16 protein-coding genes and 1 pseudogene are annotated in these 16,288 nt (G+C 61.3%); 8 read left to right on the plus strand and 9 right to left on the minus strand.

Annotated features, from left to right (window positions below):
• The 4 genes from ORS3428_RS22190 to ORS3428_RS34465 all read right to left on the minus strand — a co-directional run.
• Positions 1 to 785, minus strand: a 785-nt coding sequence (locus tag ORS3428_RS22190) for an SDR family NAD(P)-dependent oxidoreductase (RefSeq protein ID WP_071100446.1), incomplete at its 3' end; no start/stop codon positions are given.
• Between the two features lie 210 nt (positions 786 to 995).
• A complete protein-coding gene (locus ORS3428_RS22195) occupies positions 996 to 1,838 on the minus strand; it encodes an alpha/beta fold hydrolase (RefSeq protein ID WP_083355254.1) in 843 nt (280 codons plus the stop codon).
• A gap of 200 nt (positions 1,839 to 2,038) precedes the next feature.
• Positions 2,039 to 3,019 carry a 3,4-dihydroxyphenylacetate 2,3-dioxygenase gene (gene hpaD, locus ORS3428_RS22200; RefSeq protein ID WP_071100459.1) on the minus strand — a complete coding sequence of 327 codons (981 nt, stop codon included), beginning with the start codon at positions 3,017 to 3,019 and terminating at the stop codon, positions 2,039 to 2,041.
• Positions 3,020 to 3,323: 304 nt separating this feature from the next.
• Positions 3,324 to 3,599, minus strand: a complete 276-nt coding sequence (locus ORS3428_RS34465; RefSeq protein WP_108723130.1) for an aldo/keto reductase — start codon at positions 3,597 to 3,599, stop codon at positions 3,324 to 3,326.
• A gap of 243 nt (positions 3,600 to 3,842) precedes the next feature.
• Here ORS3428_RS34465 and ORS3428_RS22210 point away from each other — a divergent pair.
• From ORS3428_RS22210 to ORS3428_RS22235, 6 genes and pseudogenes are all read left to right on the plus strand, one after another.
• Positions 3,843 to 4,824: pseudogene (locus tag ORS3428_RS22210) on the plus strand (IS110 family transposase); the annotation flags it as partial.
• Between the two features lie 579 nt (positions 4,825 to 5,403).
• Positions 5,404 to 6,324, plus strand: coding sequence for a transcriptional regulator GcvA (gcvA, locus tag ORS3428_RS22215; protein WP_071100449.1), 921 nt, complete (start codon positions 5,404 to 5,406; stop codon positions 6,322 to 6,324).
• A gap of 136 nt (positions 6,325 to 6,460) precedes the next feature.
• A complete protein-coding gene (locus ORS3428_RS22220; RefSeq protein WP_071100450.1) occupies positions 6,461 to 6,742 on the plus strand; it encodes a hypothetical protein in 282 nt (93 codons plus the stop codon).
• A 40-nt stretch (positions 6,743 to 6,782) separates the two neighbouring features.
• Positions 6,783 to 7,922 (plus strand): flavin monoamine oxidase family protein, encoded by a 1,140-nt coding sequence (locus tag ORS3428_RS22225; RefSeq protein WP_071100451.1) that lies wholly within the window; start codon positions 6,783 to 6,785, stop codon positions 7,920 to 7,922.
• A 13-nt stretch (positions 7,923 to 7,935) separates the two neighbouring features.
• On the plus strand, positions 7,936 to 8,976 hold the full coding sequence (locus tag ORS3428_RS22230) for an alcohol dehydrogenase catalytic domain-containing protein (RefSeq protein WP_071100452.1): 1,041 nt from the start codon (positions 7,936 to 7,938) through the stop codon (positions 8,974 to 8,976).
• The gene (locus ORS3428_RS22235; RefSeq protein ID WP_071100453.1) at positions 8,963 to 9,643 is read left to right on the plus strand and encodes a cupin domain-containing protein; all 681 of its coding nucleotides are present in this window, start codon (positions 8,963 to 8,965) and stop codon (positions 9,641 to 9,643) included. Before ORS3428_RS22230 ends, ORS3428_RS22235 begins: the two co-directional genes overlap by 14 nt.
• Before the next feature lie 154 nt (positions 9,644 to 9,797).
• Here the strand turns inward: ORS3428_RS22235 and ORS3428_RS22240 are convergent, their stop codons facing one another.
• Positions 9,798 to 10,340 (minus strand): LysR substrate-binding domain-containing protein, encoded by a 543-nt coding sequence (locus tag ORS3428_RS22240; RefSeq protein WP_244508062.1) that lies wholly within the window; start codon positions 10,338 to 10,340, stop codon positions 9,798 to 9,800.
• A 94-nt stretch (positions 10,341 to 10,434) separates the two neighbouring features.
• Here ORS3428_RS22240 and larC point away from each other — a divergent pair, with 94 nt between their 5' ends.
• On the plus strand, positions 10,435 to 10,932 hold the full coding sequence (gene larC, locus ORS3428_RS22245; RefSeq protein ID WP_157895983.1) for a nickel insertion protein: 498 nt from the start codon (positions 10,435 to 10,437) through the stop codon (positions 10,930 to 10,932).
• Positions 10,933 to 11,211: 279 nt separating this feature from the next.
• On the opposite strand, the gene ORS3428_RS22250 is transcribed toward larC, so the two are convergent.
• The 4 genes from ORS3428_RS22250 to ORS3428_RS22265 all read right to left on the minus strand — a co-directional run bounded on the left by ORS3428_RS22250 (position 11,212) and on the right by ORS3428_RS22265 (position 15,127).
• Positions 11,212 to 12,141, minus strand: coding sequence for an electron transfer flavoprotein subunit alpha/FixB family protein (locus tag ORS3428_RS22250; protein WP_071100455.1), 930 nt, complete (start codon positions 12,139 to 12,141; stop codon positions 11,212 to 11,214).
• Between the two features lie 191 nt (positions 12,142 to 12,332).
• On the minus strand, positions 12,333 to 13,082 hold the full coding sequence (locus tag ORS3428_RS22255) for an electron transfer flavoprotein subunit beta/FixA family protein (RefSeq protein WP_071100456.1): 750 nt from the start codon (positions 13,080 to 13,082) through the stop codon (positions 12,333 to 12,335).
• Positions 13,083 to 13,113: 31 nt separating this feature from the next.
• A complete protein-coding gene (locus tag ORS3428_RS22260) occupies positions 13,114 to 14,331 on the minus strand; it encodes an FAD-dependent oxidoreductase (protein WP_083355256.1) in 1,218 nt (405 codons plus the stop codon).
• Positions 14,332 to 14,362: 31 nt separating this feature from the next.
• Complete coding sequence (locus ORS3428_RS22265; RefSeq protein WP_071100460.1) at positions 14,363 to 15,127, minus strand: HpcH/HpaI aldolase family protein; 765 nt, start codon at positions 15,125 to 15,127, stop codon at positions 14,363 to 14,365.
• 117 nt (positions 15,128 to 15,244) lie between these two features.
• Between ORS3428_RS22265 and ORS3428_RS22270 the strand changes: the two genes are divergently transcribed.
• Positions 15,245 to 16,135 (plus strand): 2-hydroxy-3-oxopropionate reductase, encoded by an 891-nt coding sequence (locus ORS3428_RS22270; RefSeq protein WP_071100458.1) that lies wholly within the window; start codon positions 15,245 to 15,247, stop codon positions 16,133 to 16,135.
• Positions 16,136 to 16,288: the final 153 nt, after the last annotated feature.

Genomic DNA, 16,288 nt, shown 5'->3' on the forward strand with positions numbered 1-16,288 from the left:
ATTTGTGCCCCGCCGCACACGCTAAGACCCTGTCCCGTGATGTTGCGCGCGCGAGCGCTGGCTAAAAACGCGACGGCTTCGCCGATATCCTCGGGTTCCTGCGCCCTCTTTAAAGGCACGGCGGCTACGCGGCTTTGCCAAACTTCTTCCGCCGTCTTGCCGGTGATAGCCGCCATCTCAACGCACGACTGCTGCGTCAATTCCGACCAGACAAATCCCGRCAAAACCGCATTCACGTTGATATTGTAGCCAGCGAGATCTTTGGCGAGGGACTTGGTGAGCCCAAGCACCGCGGATTTGGAGGAGCCGTAGCTGGGGCTCAAAGCGAGCGGATCACGGCCAGCGACCGACGAGATGTTCACGATCTTGCCCTCACGCCGCCGTTTCATGCCGGGAATGACGGCGCGGCACATGCCGAAGACGCCACCCACATTGACGGCATACAATCGCTCGTGAGCTTCCTGTGACAAGTTCTCAAGGCTGGCGGCGTGATAGACGCCAGCGTTGTTCACCAGGATGCCGATGGGCCCGATGCTTTCCTCAACTTCGTTGRCCAGTACCTTCGCCCCCTCCCAGTCGCGAACGTCGTGCTGACGAGAAAACGCCCGCGCACCAGATGCTTCGATCTGCTTTGCCGCCTCTTCAGCGGCAGCCGCTTTGATATCGAGACAAACCACAACCGAGCCGTGGCGGGCGAGCACGCCCGCAATCCCCAGACCGATTCCACTGCCTGCCCCTGTTACCAGGGAGATCTGACCCGCTAGTTCTCCGCCTTGATCAGCCATTGTGGCACCTCTTCACTTCTAAGGTTCTCGAAAGTAAACGCCAACGTTCCCGGGCAGCGCTCTCGGCTTTGTGTTCTGCTCCGGCGCTTTGCCACGCCGGTCTCCGGACAGAGATGAGACGCTTGCGAGCAGAGGTCGCCGGCACCCGGGGCTGAGCGTCGGTCCAAGGCCTCGTCGCGTCCCGCGCGCCGGTCCACTGGCGCTGCTTTCCTATGCGTTTGCTCCGGGAGCATTGAAAAATTCCGACACAATGCCGTTGAAACGTTCGGCCTTGTCGCGATGGCTCCAGTGTCCGCAGTTGCTGAAGACATGCAGTTCCGAGCGCGGGATGAGCGATGACAGGCGCACGCTGGTCTCTACCGGGATAACTCGGTCCTCGCGACCGTGAAGAACCAGCACATCATTACGAATGCGGGCTATGTCGTTCTCGGAGCTCAGGAGAGCGTTCATCTTTTGCTCACGTGGCCCCGGAAATAGCTTCTTGAACACTTCATCATATCCCGGGCGGATGGAAGTATTGTATCGTAGGTCGATCATCTCCTCGGTGATCGAGCCAGGCTCCACCGTAAAATTCTCGAGCAGGCTTCGCATTTGGTCGCRCTTRCCGTCAAAGCCGACGCCGGCATTGAAACTCTTCGGCATCTCGAAACGCAGGCCAACCGAGCCCATCAATGCAGCGCGGCGGACACGATCGGGGTGCCTTATCGTCACTGCCAGTGCGAGCGCCCCGCCGAATGAATTCCCGAGCAGATGTACCTTGTCAAAGCCCATCACGTCCAAGAAGTCCACGACGTGACGCACCCAAAGGTCGAGGCCGTATGTCGCGTCCTCGGCGGCATCGCTGTATCCGAAACCAGCCACATCCATGGCGACAGCTCGGAAGGAGCGCGCAAAATACGGCAAAGTATCGTTCCAATTGGCGTAAGCAGATACGCCCACGCCGGATCCATGCAGCATCAGGACAGGCACGCCCTCACCCATGTCATGGTAGTTGGTCGTGACGCTCCCAGCTCTGATCGTGCGTCCTATCGCCGGATTTTGCATTGGTGTCATGTGTTCACTCCGATCCACTGGCTCGATATGAGGTGCGAGATGTTTCGTCGGCGCGCTCRCAGCACGCCATCAATGGTTGCCGCCGCCGTCCGCCGGCAGGAATGCTTGTGTGCCTCTCCATCTCATCGAGAATGGTCAGGCGGGACTTGTCCGGAGGCGTGGCGGAAACGCGCCACRGCCTTCCGTTCAGCGCACCGTGATCATGACGCGATTATGGATGGCGTCTTGAGCTCCGGCGCACTTTGTATTGCAGATTCGAATTCCGTGGCCTCCTCGTAAAAGGAGGGCGGCGAGGGCGTACCCCAGAGCGTCTTGCGCTGAGGATCGTCGAGCRACCAGCGAATGGGCTCCAGATCCGGGTCTACCGTCTGGTAGTCGGAACAATAGAGCTCGATTCGGTGACCGTCCGGATCACGCACGTAAAGGAAGAACGCGTTGGAAATGCCGTGGCGTCCCGGGCCGCGCTCGATGTTGGACACGTAACCTGTGGTCGCCATTTGGTCCAGGAGGTCGATAATGYTGAGGGGACCCGGCACCCAGAACGCGAGGTGATGGAGCTTCGGGCCGACGCCATTCATGAATGCGATGTCGTGCGAGGTGCCCTTGCGATGCATCCAAGCCGCTACCACCCGTTTCGTCGCATCATCCTCGGTATATTCCGTGACCCGGAAGCCGATCTCGCCGAAGAAGGCGACCGCCTCGTCCACGTCGGGTGAGAGGCAGTTGAAGTGATCGATCCTCAGCGGGCGTACACCGCGGTAGAGACCGTATTGCTGGTGGATGGGCGGCAGCCGGTCCATGCGGGCATGGAATTCCAGCGGTATTCCTTGGGGTGAAGATGTGCGAAGCGTGGGAGATTGGTGAGCTCGGTCGATCCACTCGACGGGCCGTCCGCGACCGCTGAAGAAAGCCGCCGCCTTCTCGAGATCCTRCTCGTCGAAGAGCTTGAAACCGAGCGCGCCTACGGCAGGCGAAGCGCCCTGCCGCAACACCAAGGAGTGATGGCCACGCTCCTCCATCGCGCGCAGATAAACCACGTCACCTGCTTCATCGGTAACCTGCATGCCAAGCACGTCGGCATAGAAGGCGCGCGAACGCTGCAAATCGCCGACGACCAACGTGGCGTGGCTGACCCTCAGGATATTAAAGGGCGGGTAGAGATTCGGCGCGGGTATCGGCACAGTTCCTCCAATCTGTCCAATGAACCTGACGCGGATAGCGTGCCACTCCGCCGGCTCTTGCAGCTTCGCGAAGCTCCTCCACTCCGCCGCATCTCGATAAATGTTTAACTCGTTAGATATTTTGYTGTCAAGCGGGATTCGTCCGGGGAACAACTCGAGAAGCCGATGACTTTTCGGGCGGATCCGTCATGAACTCCGGTCGATGGCGGCCGGCTATGACGAAGATGCCRCCTCGCCTGCGGGCRCAATCCCGAGAGGGAAATGTCTCTCGGCACAATCGCTGAAGTGAAATCTGAGCCRGCCGTCAACTCCGAAGGCGTCGAGGACACGGTTCTTTTAATGCCTGAGAGTGTCGTGCTGACTGAGTCTGCCATGCAGGCACAATGTTCCGGATGGAACGTCCCGAAATCAACGATTGGAGAGGGAGCTCTTCGTCCAACTGCCTGAATTCGTCAGAGTCGAGCTGCAATGYCGCGGCGACCACGTCTTCTTCCAGTCGCTCGACTTTGTTCGTGCCCGGGATTGGCGGCATCACTGGGGTGYGTCGGAGCAGCCACGCGAGTGCCACTTGCGGCACCATCAATTTGTTCAGCCACAATTCAGGTGCCAAGAGAAGAGCGCACTCGGGACAGAAGCAGCTACTCAGCCCAATATTCTGGAATGACTGAAACGGCGCCGGAGAACGACATGACGTAATCGCGGGAGCGGTGGCTACTGAGATGTGGCGGCGATGTTCGAGCACTAGCCGGCTGGCTGTCCCCCGATAGGACGAAGAACGGGCTCACGATTGGCACCGGGCCCAGGCATCGAACGGCGGACAGCCATGGCGCAGTATATCKGTCTCTACGTATCCATGAAAGAGACGGCAATTTCGATCCGGCAGGACGGCAAGAGGATCTGGCGGGGCAAGTTCGCGTCCGACCCGCAACTGCTCGCGGCGGTGATCCGCAAGCGCGCACCACATGCCCGACGGGTCGTGTTCGAGACGGGGCCGCTATCGGTCTGGTTCTACCATGCGCTGACAGCAGAGGGCCTGCCAGTGATCTGCATCGATGCGCGGCATGCCAAGGYAGCCCCGACATGGCCGCGAACAAGACCGATGCGAACGATGCTGATGGCCTGGCACATCTGGCCGAGGTCGGCTTCTACCGAGAGGTTCGGGTCAAAGGCTTCGATAGCATGCTGATCCGCACGCTGATCACCGCGCGGCGCCAGCTTCTCAAAATGCGTTTGCAGATATCCAACCAGATTCGTGGGCTGATGAAGACGTTTGGCCTCGTCGTGCCCAAGGGCGCCGGCAGCGTGTTCGAGCGCAACGTTCGCAACCTTTTGCTGGGAGAAGAAAAGCTGGCACGGATCGTCGTCCCGATGCTTCGGGCCTGGAGTGATATCCGGCACCAGACAGCAGAGCTGAGCAAGCAGCTGGCTGCGATGGCCCGTAAAGACCAGCACTGCCGTCTGCTCATGTCAGTGCCCGGCGTAGGCACTGTCACAGCCACCGCCTTTGTCGCAGCCGTGGATCCGGCGAACTTCAGGAACTCTCGCATAGTGGGCGCATGGGTAGGCCTGCCCCAAGGCTCTATCAGTCCGGCGAGGTCGATTATGACGGCCATATCTCGCGCCGTGGCGACAATCAGCTGCGCGGACTTCTATACGAGGCGGCCGCAGTCATCCTGAACCGCTCGTCGGACACTAGTGCCCTGCGCACCTGGGCGTTGGAGCTGAAAGAACGCCTTGGCTTCAAGCGAGCGGCCGTGGCCCTGGCGCGCAAGCTGGCGGTGATCATGCTTGCGATGCTTCGGACGGCGAGCTGTTCAATCCGCACGGAGGAACGCGAGCCGCCGCCTGATACGCCAGCCACTCACCTGCAGCGATTCCGTCATACCATTCCACCAGTTCTTACGAGCTGTCCCTGCCGGGACGTGGCTGAGATCATTCCGCGAAGCGGGAAGCAACTGCCTCGTTAGGCAGATTGCGCAACGAACATAGGAAGATCTCACCTGCGAAACTCATCCTGCGGCGATTATTGCATCGACCGCGTAGACGACCCTGTACCCGGCATACGGAYGAACGAACGAGCATCAGCAGAAAGGTCGGCTACCTTGCACTCACCCCCTTGACGGCAAAGCGATTAGACGACCCGCTGCTGATGCTCCATCATCCAGCCGTTTATGATATTGGCCCCCTGACATCGAACGACCGCGCTGCATTTCCAACAGCTGTGGGCCTCCGATTCTTCTGAAACAGAAGCCGTCGCACCCGCCTTCGAAATGCGAACTGAGCCCCTTTTCGGCACTTAACCCGCCTCGTAATATTTGGCCTAGCCAACGGCGAAATACATCCTGGCCGCCAACCCTTGCTGAAYTCCCCGCACAGAGGGTCACTTGAACAAATCACCAGTCTACCTCAATGCTTTGCGCGCCTTCGAGGCCAGCGCACGCCATGGCAGTTTTTCGGGTGCGGGCAAAGAACTCAATGTTACTGCGGCCGCGGTTGGCCAAATGGTGCGAGGGCTCGAGGATTGGCTGGCTATGCCGCTGTTCCATCGCAGCGTTACCGGAAAGACGAGGCTCGCATTGACCGAAAGTGCCGAGCGCGCCCTCCCCGACATCCGAGCTGGACTGGATCGTCTCGGGATGGCCCTTGAACGGCTTCAGGAGTCAACAACCAGCGGCATCCTTAACGTCACGGCTAGTCCCGCCTTCGCCGCCAAATGGCTACTTCCGCGCATCGATCGCTTCCAGGCCAAATGCCCTGACACAGACATTCGGCTCGAGACGAGCCTGAAGCTTCTCGACTACAAGGCGCATGGCATCGACATAGGGGTCCGATACGGAGACGGAAACTGGCCTGGCCTCGTCGCAGACAAGCTTATGGAGGAGGAGGTCTTTCCGGTCTGCTCGCCCAGTTTCCCGGACATGGGAAATTTAGCCGAACCCGCTGATCTAGCTCGAACGACACTCGTCCACGACCTCTCCGTCGATCCAGCAATTGGTTTCATTACCTGGGACATCTGGCTGCGGGGAGCAGGTGTCCCTGAGAGTCAACCGACGAGGGGCATGAGGATCGACAATTCGGCTGCCGTGCTCCAGGCGGYGATCGAAGGACAGGGCGTGGCCTTGGCGCGCAGCATCCTGGCGCGCGACGATCTGGCGGCCGGACGGCTACAGCGGCTGTTCCCCGCAATCAAAGTGCCGTCAACTCTAGCCTATTATGTGGTCTATCGCGCGGAATATGCTTCATTGCCAAAGCTGCAGGCGTTCYGCAGTTGGCTAGTCGAGGAGGCGGCAGGTCGCCCCAGCTAAGCCCATCATTTCCTCGGGCCAGCTTCAGGCACCGGCAAAGCTTTTCTTTGTCGGCCGCAAGAAACTCTCATTTGTAAGGACGGCCCTTCAGCGGCAATCAGATGCCGGAGATTAGAAGACGCTGGAAAAGATAATCATGGCTTACCTTGAGATCACGCTGCAGATCGCTCCCGAGAACCGAGGTGCCGCCGCCGACGTCTATCAGAAGTACAAGCAGCCGTTCCTTGCCCAGATTGCCGGCACAACTTCGAAGGAGCTTCTTATTGGCGACGATGACGTTCAGCTCCTCCACGGCTTCAAGAGCATTGAGGGCGCAAAAGCCTATCCCGACAGCGCAATGTTCAACGACGATGCCGTCACCGGACTGATGCCACTTCTGTCGGCTCGGCCGGAATTTCGCATTTACGCCACGGCTTGAGCCACGACGACGACGAGCGCGGATCTGGACTCTGGTTCCAATGGCTTGCTCAATTTCTCAAAGCATTCTGGTCGTCGGCGGTGGACTCGCCGGGTTGGCGGCTGCCTATCGCCTCCATCGTGCTGGCCTCGAGTTCACTATGATCGAGGCGCGGGAACGGCTGGGCGGACGCATCTTCACGGCTGGTCCCGCGGGCGAAGTTTCAAACGATGGATTTGACCTTGGTCCGTCCTGGTTGTGGCCTGACATGCACCCCGCGGTGCGCCGATTTGCAGATGAACTGGGGCTTGCGTTTTTCCCCCAGCATGCAGATGGCGCAATGCTGTTCCAGCGGTCACAAGAAGTCGAGCCGGAGCGCTATCGCGTGCTCCGGCAGGAACCGCCGTCCATGCGCCTCGTTGGCGGCAGCGGCTCAATCATTTCTGCGCTTGCGGCACGTTTGCCGCAGGGCCGCATACGCCTCGGTRCAAGAGCAATCTCAACTGTACGAACCATCAAAGGCGTGATGGTCCGGTTCCAGGTTGCCGATGGTTCGTTTGAGGACCTCGAGACTGGCCATGTGATCTTCGCGATGCCGCCGMGCCTACTGGCGGAGACGATGGAATTCGATCCCGCTCCGGACGGATCGTGTCAGAGACTGTGGCGCGACACACCGACCTGGATGGCTCCACATGCCAAATTCTTTGCCCTTTATGACACGCCATTCTGGCGCCCAGCGGGACTTTCAGGCGCCGCGCAGAGCATGACAGGTCCGCTCGTTGAAATCCATGATGCCACCACGGCATCGGGGAAGGCTGCCATATTCGGCTTTGTCGGCRTCCCGGCGCAATACCGAAGACAAGGTGGCGGAAAGGCCATCATCAATGCTGCAGTCGCGCAGCTTGGGCAATTGTTCGGACCTGAGGCGCTGACGCCGGTGACAACGCTTTACAAGGATTGGGCTGCCGATTCATCGACGGCGACATCTTTGGACCAGATAGGTACCGGTCATCCGGCTGGCGGTAAGCGTGAGTGGGTTGATCGCAATTGGAGGGACTGGATAACGCTAGCAGGCAGCGAAACCGCYGCCCACGACCCGGGCTACCTGGCTGGGGCCATTGAGGCGGGAGAACGGGCCGCCGTTAGGCTGATCGACAGACAGATCGACAAAAGTGTCTTGCCCACCGCATTCGGCCAGTGAAGGAGCGCAAATTATGAAAGGGACTTACAAGGCGATGCAGATCGGCATGTCTGGCAGTCTTGAACTGGTGGAGCGGCAAACGCCGACGCCGAGGGCTAGTGAAGTTCTCATTGCCGTGGAAGCCTGCGGTATCTGCGGAGCTGACGCCACCGACATCGACCGGGCTGATCGAACGCTGAGGCCGCCCCGCGTTCCCGGTCACGAGGTCGTCGGCCGCATCATCGCCCTGGGCGAGAACACGCCTTCGATCTGGAAGGTCGGTCAGCGCGTCGGCGTCGGCCGCCTCGGCGGTCATTGCAACGAGTGCGGCGAATGCCGCCGGGGCCGTTTCAACCTTTGCCGTGACCAGCCCACCGTCGGCTTCGCTTGCGACGGAGGTTATGCAGAAATGATGATCGCGCGAGCGACGGGCCTCATTTCCATTCCGGTCGAGTTGTCGTCGGAAGAAGCAGCACCGATTCTGTGCGCCGGCATTGCCACGTTCAACGCGCTCAAAAAGTCAGGCGCCGAGGCGGGCGATACCGTCGCCATCTTAGGAATCGGCGGCCTCGGGCACATGGCTCTGCAATATGCTCGTAAAATGGGATTCCGTGTAGTGGCGGTCGGGCGCGGCGAAGATATCGCCGCGGATGCGGGACGGCTCGGCGCTCATCGTTACATCGACGCCAACAAGGAAAACGCGGCAGATGCGCTGAACGGCATGGGCGGCGCGAAGGCCATCCTTACGACGACCGGTAATTCAGCGGYCATCGCCGCGCTGATGCCTGCACTTGCGCCGGAGGGTCGCCTGGTGGTGCTCGGCGTCGGCAAAGATCCACTCCAGGTCTCGACGGGATATCTGGTGGGGGCTGAACGTGGCATTATCGGCTCGATTACGGGTTCACCATTCGAAAACGAGAAGACGTTGGATTTCAGCGTCATGACGGGAGTGCGACCGATGATCGAAACCATGCCGCTGGAGCGAGCCGCGGAAGCGGTGCAAAAAATGAGGTCCGGCGACGTGAAGTTTCGGATAGTCTTGACGATGGGAGACCGATCCAATGCGCATCAATGATGACTTGACGAAGCCGGTCATCGTTCACGCTGCCAGGCTCGACTGGATACAAAGTCCAGCCGCGGGCGTCGAGCGCCGCATGCTCTATCGCGTTGGCGGCGAAGTCGCTCGGGCGACTTCGATCGTCCGCTACGCTCCCGGRAGTGCCTTTCCGCGCCATGTGCATGCCGGCGGCGAAGAAATTCTCGTCCTCGAGGGAACCTTCCAGGACGAGCATGGTGACTATCCAGCGGGAAGCTATTTCCGTAACCCGCCCGGAACCTCGCATGTGCCGGCGGCGGAAGGCGGTTGCACGATCTTCGTCCGTCTTTGGCAGTTCCGGAAGGGCGACGACGTGCAGATCGTCCGCCGGCCCGGCGAGGGTGAAGCAGCACAGCTGCATAACGGAGCCGAAGAGGYACGCGTCCTGTTCTACGACGCCAAGGAGCGTGTCTCGATCGAGCACTGGCGGCCTCATTCCTCTATAGCGGTCGATAATCACCGGGGCCTCGAGTTCCTTGTGCTGTCCGGTGACCTCACCGTCGGCGGCGAGAAGCTGGAACAGCAAAGCTGGGCTCGCTTGCCCGCGGGCAAGCGACTTGAGGCGACGACAGGTCCAAACGGCGTCCAGATCTGGATTAAGGACGCCCCTCTTCAGCACGCTGACGTGTTGCCGATGCCAGGATGATGCCTAAGGCGGGGGTTGTTCATGCGCCGGAAGGTCAACGCTATGGCTGCGTTTCGAAACTGAATTTGAGCAATCACCGGTATGGATTATCGTCCCATTTCCCGGGCAAGCTTCAAGAATCCGTCGATGTAGGAGGTCCTCTCCTCGCGGCGCCTCACACCAAGGTTGATGCTCTTCCGGATGCCGGAATCTCCCAGGCGCAGTGCGGTATCGGCAGGCCGGATGCATCCTCGTGCAGGAGCCAATCGGGAAGAACCGTTACGCCCCGGCCCGCGCATACCAGTTGCAGCATCAGGTCAATGGTTTCCGCAGTGCGATGTTGACGCGGCCTGCAATGCGCCGGAACAAGGAAGCGGGTGTAGATGTCCAGGCGCTCCAACGTGACGGGTACTGTAATCAACTCTTCGTCCAGGAGATCTTGCGGTTCAACGCAGGCTCGGCTGGCAAGGGGGTGAGCCTCATGCACCATCAGAACGAGCTCGTAATCGAATACGGGAGTGAACAGTAGTTCCGGCGTCTCCACCGGATCCGGCGTTATCAACAGGTCAATCTTATAACCCAGCAGCGCTTCGACCCCGTCGAAGCGGAAGGCGGTGCGCACGTCGAAGTCCACGTCGGGCCATTGTGTCAGATAGGGAGTTGCAATTCTCGTCAGCCATCGCTGGCAGGGATGACACTCCATGCCGACGCGAAGCACTCCCCTCCTCCCCAGCGCGAAGTCCGTCAGGATACGCTGCGCGTGCTCCAATCTCGCATTCACCAATGAAGTCGCAGTGCAGGAAAGAGTCGGTGTGATCCAGTTCGAAATCGACGATCAGACCGGGGAGGAATTGGCCGCAGCCCTTAATCAAATTCGTTCTGCCGACGGCGTCATCGATGTGACCCAGTCCCCAGCCTTCGGCAAGAAGGGCCGGATGATGGCCTCCGTGCAAGTTCTCACCCGCCCCGACGCGATAGAGGCAATCGGCACGCTCTGCTTCCGACAGACCACGACGCTTAGCCTGCGCAGCCGGACCGAGGCACGCACCATCCTGCCCCGGCAGGCGTTCACGACCAGCAATGGAAAGAGGGGTGAAGCTAGCCGATCGCCCCGGCGGGCTGACGCCAAGGCAGAGATGACGATTTGCRATCCCTTCGACACAGTCACAAGGCCCGGTCTGAGTTGCGCCGTAGCACGGAGGCAGAGGCGCTGGAGAAAAGCCATGACCACCACTGAAACGTTTCTGGCCCGTCTCGACGCGGTATTCGAAGCGCTCGTCCGGCTACCGTCGCGCTCTCCGGTGGGGTGACGAAAGTCTCGCGAGATTCGGCCTCGCCATGGTGTTCCTTTTCGTCGCAAGCTGGATCATTTCGACCGCGATCTATCGGGCGAAAGTCTGCGATCAGGCCCAGGTGAATGCGCCCTAGCAGCGGCGCGCCGAGCCGACCGCATATGAGCCTCGACGGGCTCACCCCAAACGAGTTTGGAACCCGGTCCGCTAAGGACCACAATGTGCAGGTCAACCGTCCCCTTGGTGTCGGTGATGATATGGCTTGTTGGCGTATACTGGCTCCGCTGCATAGCGAGATCACAACGTCTTCAGCAGTTCCGGCAGAATGACGAAGAGATCGCCGACGAGGCCGTAGTCGGCGACCTGAAAGATGGGTGCCTCCTCGTCCTTGTTGATGGCGACGATGATCTTCGATTCCTTCATGCCGGCCAGATGCTGAATGGCGCCGGAAACACCGACGGCGATGTAAAGGTCGGGAGCGACCACCTTGCCGGTTTGGCCGACCTGCCAGTCGTTGGGGGCGTAGCCAGCGTCGACGGCGGCACGGCTGGCGCCGACAGCGGCGCCGAGCTTGTCGGCAACCGGTAGGATGACTTCCTGGAATTTCTCCGAGGAGCCCAGCGCGCGGCCGCCCGAGATGATGATCTTGGCCGAGGTCAGCTCCGGACGGTCGTTTTTCGATACTTGGTTTTCCACAAAGGCCGAAACGCCCGGATCGGCTGCCGCCGCGATAGGTTCGACGGCAGCCGAATCGCCCTGGGAGGCTGCGGCAAAGGAAGCGGTGCGRACCGTGATCACCTTCTTTGCGTCGGTGGGCTGCACGGTCTGGATGGCGTTGCCGGCATAGATCGGCCGCTTGAACGTGTCTGGCGAGACCACCTCGATGATATCGGAAATCTGCGCGACGTCGAGCAGGGCCGCGACGCGCGGCGCGACGTTCTTGCCCGACGAGGTGGCAGGGGCGACGATCGTGTCGTAGGAGCCGGCGAGCGAGATCACGAGCGCTGCGGTCGGCTCCGCCAGGCGCTCGGCGAGCTCGTCGGCTTCGGCGAGCAGCACCTTACGAACACCTTTCAGCTTGGCGGCGGCGTCGGCCGCGCCCTTGGCGCCTTTGCCGGCCACAAGCACATCGACATCGGAACCGATCTGGAGCGCCGCCGACAGCGCCTTGGCAGTGTGGTCGGAAAGCGTTGCGTTGTCATGCTCGGCTATCACAAGGATGGTCATTTCGTATTGGTCCCGTTTGAATGCAATTGCCGAGTCCCCAGCGACATGGCCAATCTCTTTGCACTGCTGGTGGTCCTCTCCGCTTCATCCAACCGGCTTTTGGTGACCGCGGCTCGGAGTGCCTTCTCCGTCTCGGCTGACAGTCTCGAATGGCGAATCAGGGAGGATGTTGTTTCGCTCATTGCCCTGCCTCAGAGCACGCCGGCTTCGTTCTTGAGCTTTTCGACCAATTCGGCCACGCTCTCGACCTTGACGCCCGCCTTGCGGCCGCCCGGCTCTTCGGTCTTGATCACCTTCAGCCGCGGCTTGACGTCGGCGCCGTAGTCGGCCGGGGTCTTCTCGTCGAGCGGCTTCTTCTTGGCCTTCATGATGTTGGGCAGCGAGGCATAACGCGGCTGGTTGAGGCGAAGGTCGGCGGTGACGATCGCCGGCATCTTCAGCTCGACCGTCTGCAGACCGCCGTCGACCTCGCGCGTCACCTTGGCCTTGTCGCCGGCGAGCTCCACCTTGGAGGCGAAGGTGCCTTGAGCCCAGCCAAGCAGCGCGGCCAGCATCTGGCCGGTCTGATTGCTATCGTCGTCGATCGCCTGCTTGCCGAGGATCACGAGGCCGGGCTGCTCGGCCTCGACGACGCCCTTCAGCACCTTGGCGACGCCCAGCGGCTCGGTCTGCTCGTCGGTCTTGACGAGGATGGCGCGGTCGGCGCCCATGGCGAGCGCGGTGCGCAGCGTCTCCTGCGCCTGCTGCGGACCCACCGAGACGACGATGATCTCTTCCGCCTTGCCGGCTTCCTTGATCCGGATCGCTTCCTCGACCGCGATCTCGTCGAACGGGTTCATCGCCATCTTGACGTTGGCAAGCTCGACGCCCAGTCCGTCGGCCTTCACCCGGACCTTGACGTTCGCATCCACAACCCGCTTCACGGGAACGRGCAGCTTCATTTGATTATCCTGTTGTGAGCGCTTAGCGACTTCAGATCACGGCTTCTTCGAGGAAGGGTTCGTTTCGTGGGATGCGCTCGTAGCAGAACGGCGACAGGTCGAGCGTCTGGAAGGCTCCATGGATGATGAGTTCGGATACYGCCCGACCGACCGCCGGCGACTGCTGCAGGCCGTGGCCGGAGAAGCCGTTGGCGAACATGAAGTTCTTCACCTCAGGGTGGAAGCCGACGATGCCGTTGTGGTCGAGCATGTTGTACTYGTAGTGGCCGGTCCAGCTGGTCTGGACCTTCAGCGCGTCGAAGGCCGGGATGCGATGCCAGAGCGACGGCCAGATATAGTCGTCGAACTCCTCGAAATGCATATCGAAGTCGTCGTAGTCGGCCGGCCCATCGCCCTGCGGCGTGTTGCCGGTGAGGAAGAGCTCGCCTTCGGGGCGTACGAATGTGCCGGAAAGATCGATGACATTGGGCATGCGGCCGGGGATCGGATTGGCGCTGGCAAAGACGAAGCTGTAGCGCTTGTAGGGCGCGACCGGAATGGACAGCCCGRCCATTGCCGCGACCTGCTGCGCGCGCGGGCCTGCCGCGTTGACCAAGGTGCCGCAAGCGACCGTCTCGCCGGTCGCGAGCCGTGCCGAGATCACCCGCCCGTCGACGACATCCAATCCTGTCACGGCGTTATCGATATATTCGACGCCACTGGCGCGTGCGGCGCGGCGGAAGCCGTTGAGCAGGCCCATCGAATCGAACCAGCCCTCTTCGCGAGCGCCCCACGAGCCGCCGCCGAGGTCGTCGACATTGAGCCAGGGGAAGCGCTCCTTCAGCGCGCCCGGATCGAGGAAGACCGTATGAGCGCCGAGGCTGCGCTGCAACTCGACCCGTTCCTTGGCCGCTTCCACGCCTTCCRGTGAGCAGCAATAGAGATATCCATGTTCCTTGAAGCCGAGATCGGGGGYCGTCTCATTCGGGTAGAATGGCGCCATCCGCTCCTGGAAGGTTCGGATGATCTCGATGCCGAACTGGCTGATCTTCACATTGATCGGATTGGAATATTGCTGGCGGATGGCGCTGGTCGAAAGCGCGGTCGAGGAGAATTCGTAGCTTGAGTCGCGCTCGACTACCAGGATCGAGGCGCCGCTGCCCAGCGCCTGGCTCAGCCAATAGGCCGTCGACGAGCCGATGACGGCGCCGCCGACAATCACGATGTCATAGGCGCTGCGCGAAGGGGCCTTGTAAGGGGGGATCRCCAYGRCTGTCTCTCCGCTCTGCTGGTTGCCGCTCTTATTGACTGAACGACGCGATCAGGGCGTCCGAGCCCCGCGCCAGCAGGCCGAGGTCGGAGCCCACCGCAACCATCGTGAAGCCGTCGGCGAGATAGCGGTCGGCATCGGCCTTCACCGGAGCCAGGATGCCGCTGGCCTTGCCTGCCGACGCAGCGGCTTTGCGAACGGACGATATCGCCTGCTGCACGTGCGCGGCGCCGGGATTGCCCATCGCGCCCATATTGGTGGAAAGGTCGCCCGGCCCGACGAAGAGAACATCTACCCCGTCGACCGCCGCGATCTCGGCGGCGTTGGCGACACCAGTCTCATCCTCGATCTGCACGGCGAGCAGCTGCTGCTCGCGCGCTTTTGCATGATAGCCGGCAATGCGGCCGAAGGCGTTGGCGCGGTGACCGACCGAGAAGCCGCGGAAGCCGCCGGGAGCATAGGTCATGGCGGCAATGATCGCGCGCGCCTGCTCGGCCGTGCGCACATTGGGGATCATCAGGCTGCGGGCCCCGACATCGAGCGCCTGCTTCATCAGATTCGCATCGTCCGACGGCAAGCGCACCACGGCTTCGCAAGGAAACGCCGCAGCGACCTGAAGCTGCGCCATGAYGCTGCGCAGATCGTTCGGGCTGTGCTCGCCGTCGATCAGCAGCCAGCCCGCCCCGGAGCCTGCTACGACCTCGGTGGTGAGCGCGGAGGCCAGCGAGCACCAGATGCCGATATGAGCCCGGCCGGCCTGAACGGCCGTCTTCAGCGAATTGATGCGCTCTTGCATTTTGCGATCGGCCTCCATAGAAACGGCGGGATTGAAATTTGTATGATGTCCTATATCATATGATTTTATGGAGCCGCAAGACCGATCTGCGGCCAAAGTCGCTCAAAGGAGTTGCGCATGAGAATTGGCTTCATCGGGCTTGGTGTCATGGGCGCGCCGATGGCTCGGCATCTCGCCGATGCCGGGCATGAGATCGTCACAGTTCTGAACCGTTCCCCTCTTCCAACGGATCTGAAAGCAACGGTCGTCGCCTCCCCCGCCGAGCTGGCGCGGATGTCCGAGATCGTCATCACTATGCTGCCCGACACGCCCGACGTGGAACGCGTCCTGCTCGGGCAGAACGGCGTTCTGGAAGGGCTGTCAGCCGGCAAGCTGGTGATCGACATGAGCTCGATTAGCCCGATCGCCACGGCCGAGCTCGCTGCAAAGATCAGGGAAGCAGGCGCCGGCTATCTCGATGCGCCGGTCTCCGGCGGCGAGGTCGGCGCCAAGGCGGCGAGCCTGACCATCATGGTCGGCGGGCCGGCAGCCGAGTTCGAGCGGGCGCTGCCTATCTTCGAAAAGCTCGGCAGAAACATCACGCTGATCGGTGAGCAGAACGGCGCCGGCCAGACCTGCAAGATAGCCAACCAGATCATCGTCGCTCTCAACATCGAGGCCGTCGCCGAGGCGCTGGTCTTTGCCGGCAAGGCCGGTTGCGACCCGGCCAGGGTGCGCAGCGCCCTGATGGGGGGCTTTGCTTCCTCGCGTGTGCTGGAGGTCCATGGCGAGCGCATGATCGCCCGCAGCTTCGCGCCCGGGTTCCGTATCCGGCTGCACCAGAAGGATCTCAATCTCGCGCTCGAAAGCGCCCGCGCGCTCGGCGTGGCACTGCCGAGCACAGCGATGGCGCAGCAATTGATGAACGCCTGTTCGGGGCGACCGGACGGCGCGGAAGCCGACCACTCGTCCCTCGTTCGAGCTCTCGAAGTCCTGAGCGACCATGAATTGTCAAAGGAAAGGAATTGAACCGATGCGCGGAACCGGCAAAGCCGATGTCTTCGTGATGCTTGCCCATCCTGTGGGCCATGCGAAGAGCCCTGGCATCTTCAACGAGATCTTCGAGCAGAAAGGGCTCGACAGCCTGATGGTGCCGTTGAGCTGCCGCCCGGAGGACTTCGA

The organism is Mesorhizobium sp. ORS 3428 (genome assembly GCF_001854785.1).
Lineage (GTDB): Bacteria > Pseudomonadota > Alphaproteobacteria > Rhizobiales > Rhizobiaceae > Mesorhizobium.

Excerpts from the sequence above, each read along its gene's own strand:
- ORS3428_RS22220 (WP_071100450.1), top strand. The coding sequence starts at position 6,461 with ATGGCTTACCTTGAGATCACGCTGCAGATCGCTCCCGAGAACCGAGGT.
- ORS3428_RS22270 (WP_071100458.1), top strand. The coding sequence starts at position 15,245 with ATGAGAATTGGCTTCATCGGGCTTGGTGTCATGGGCGCGCCGATGGCT.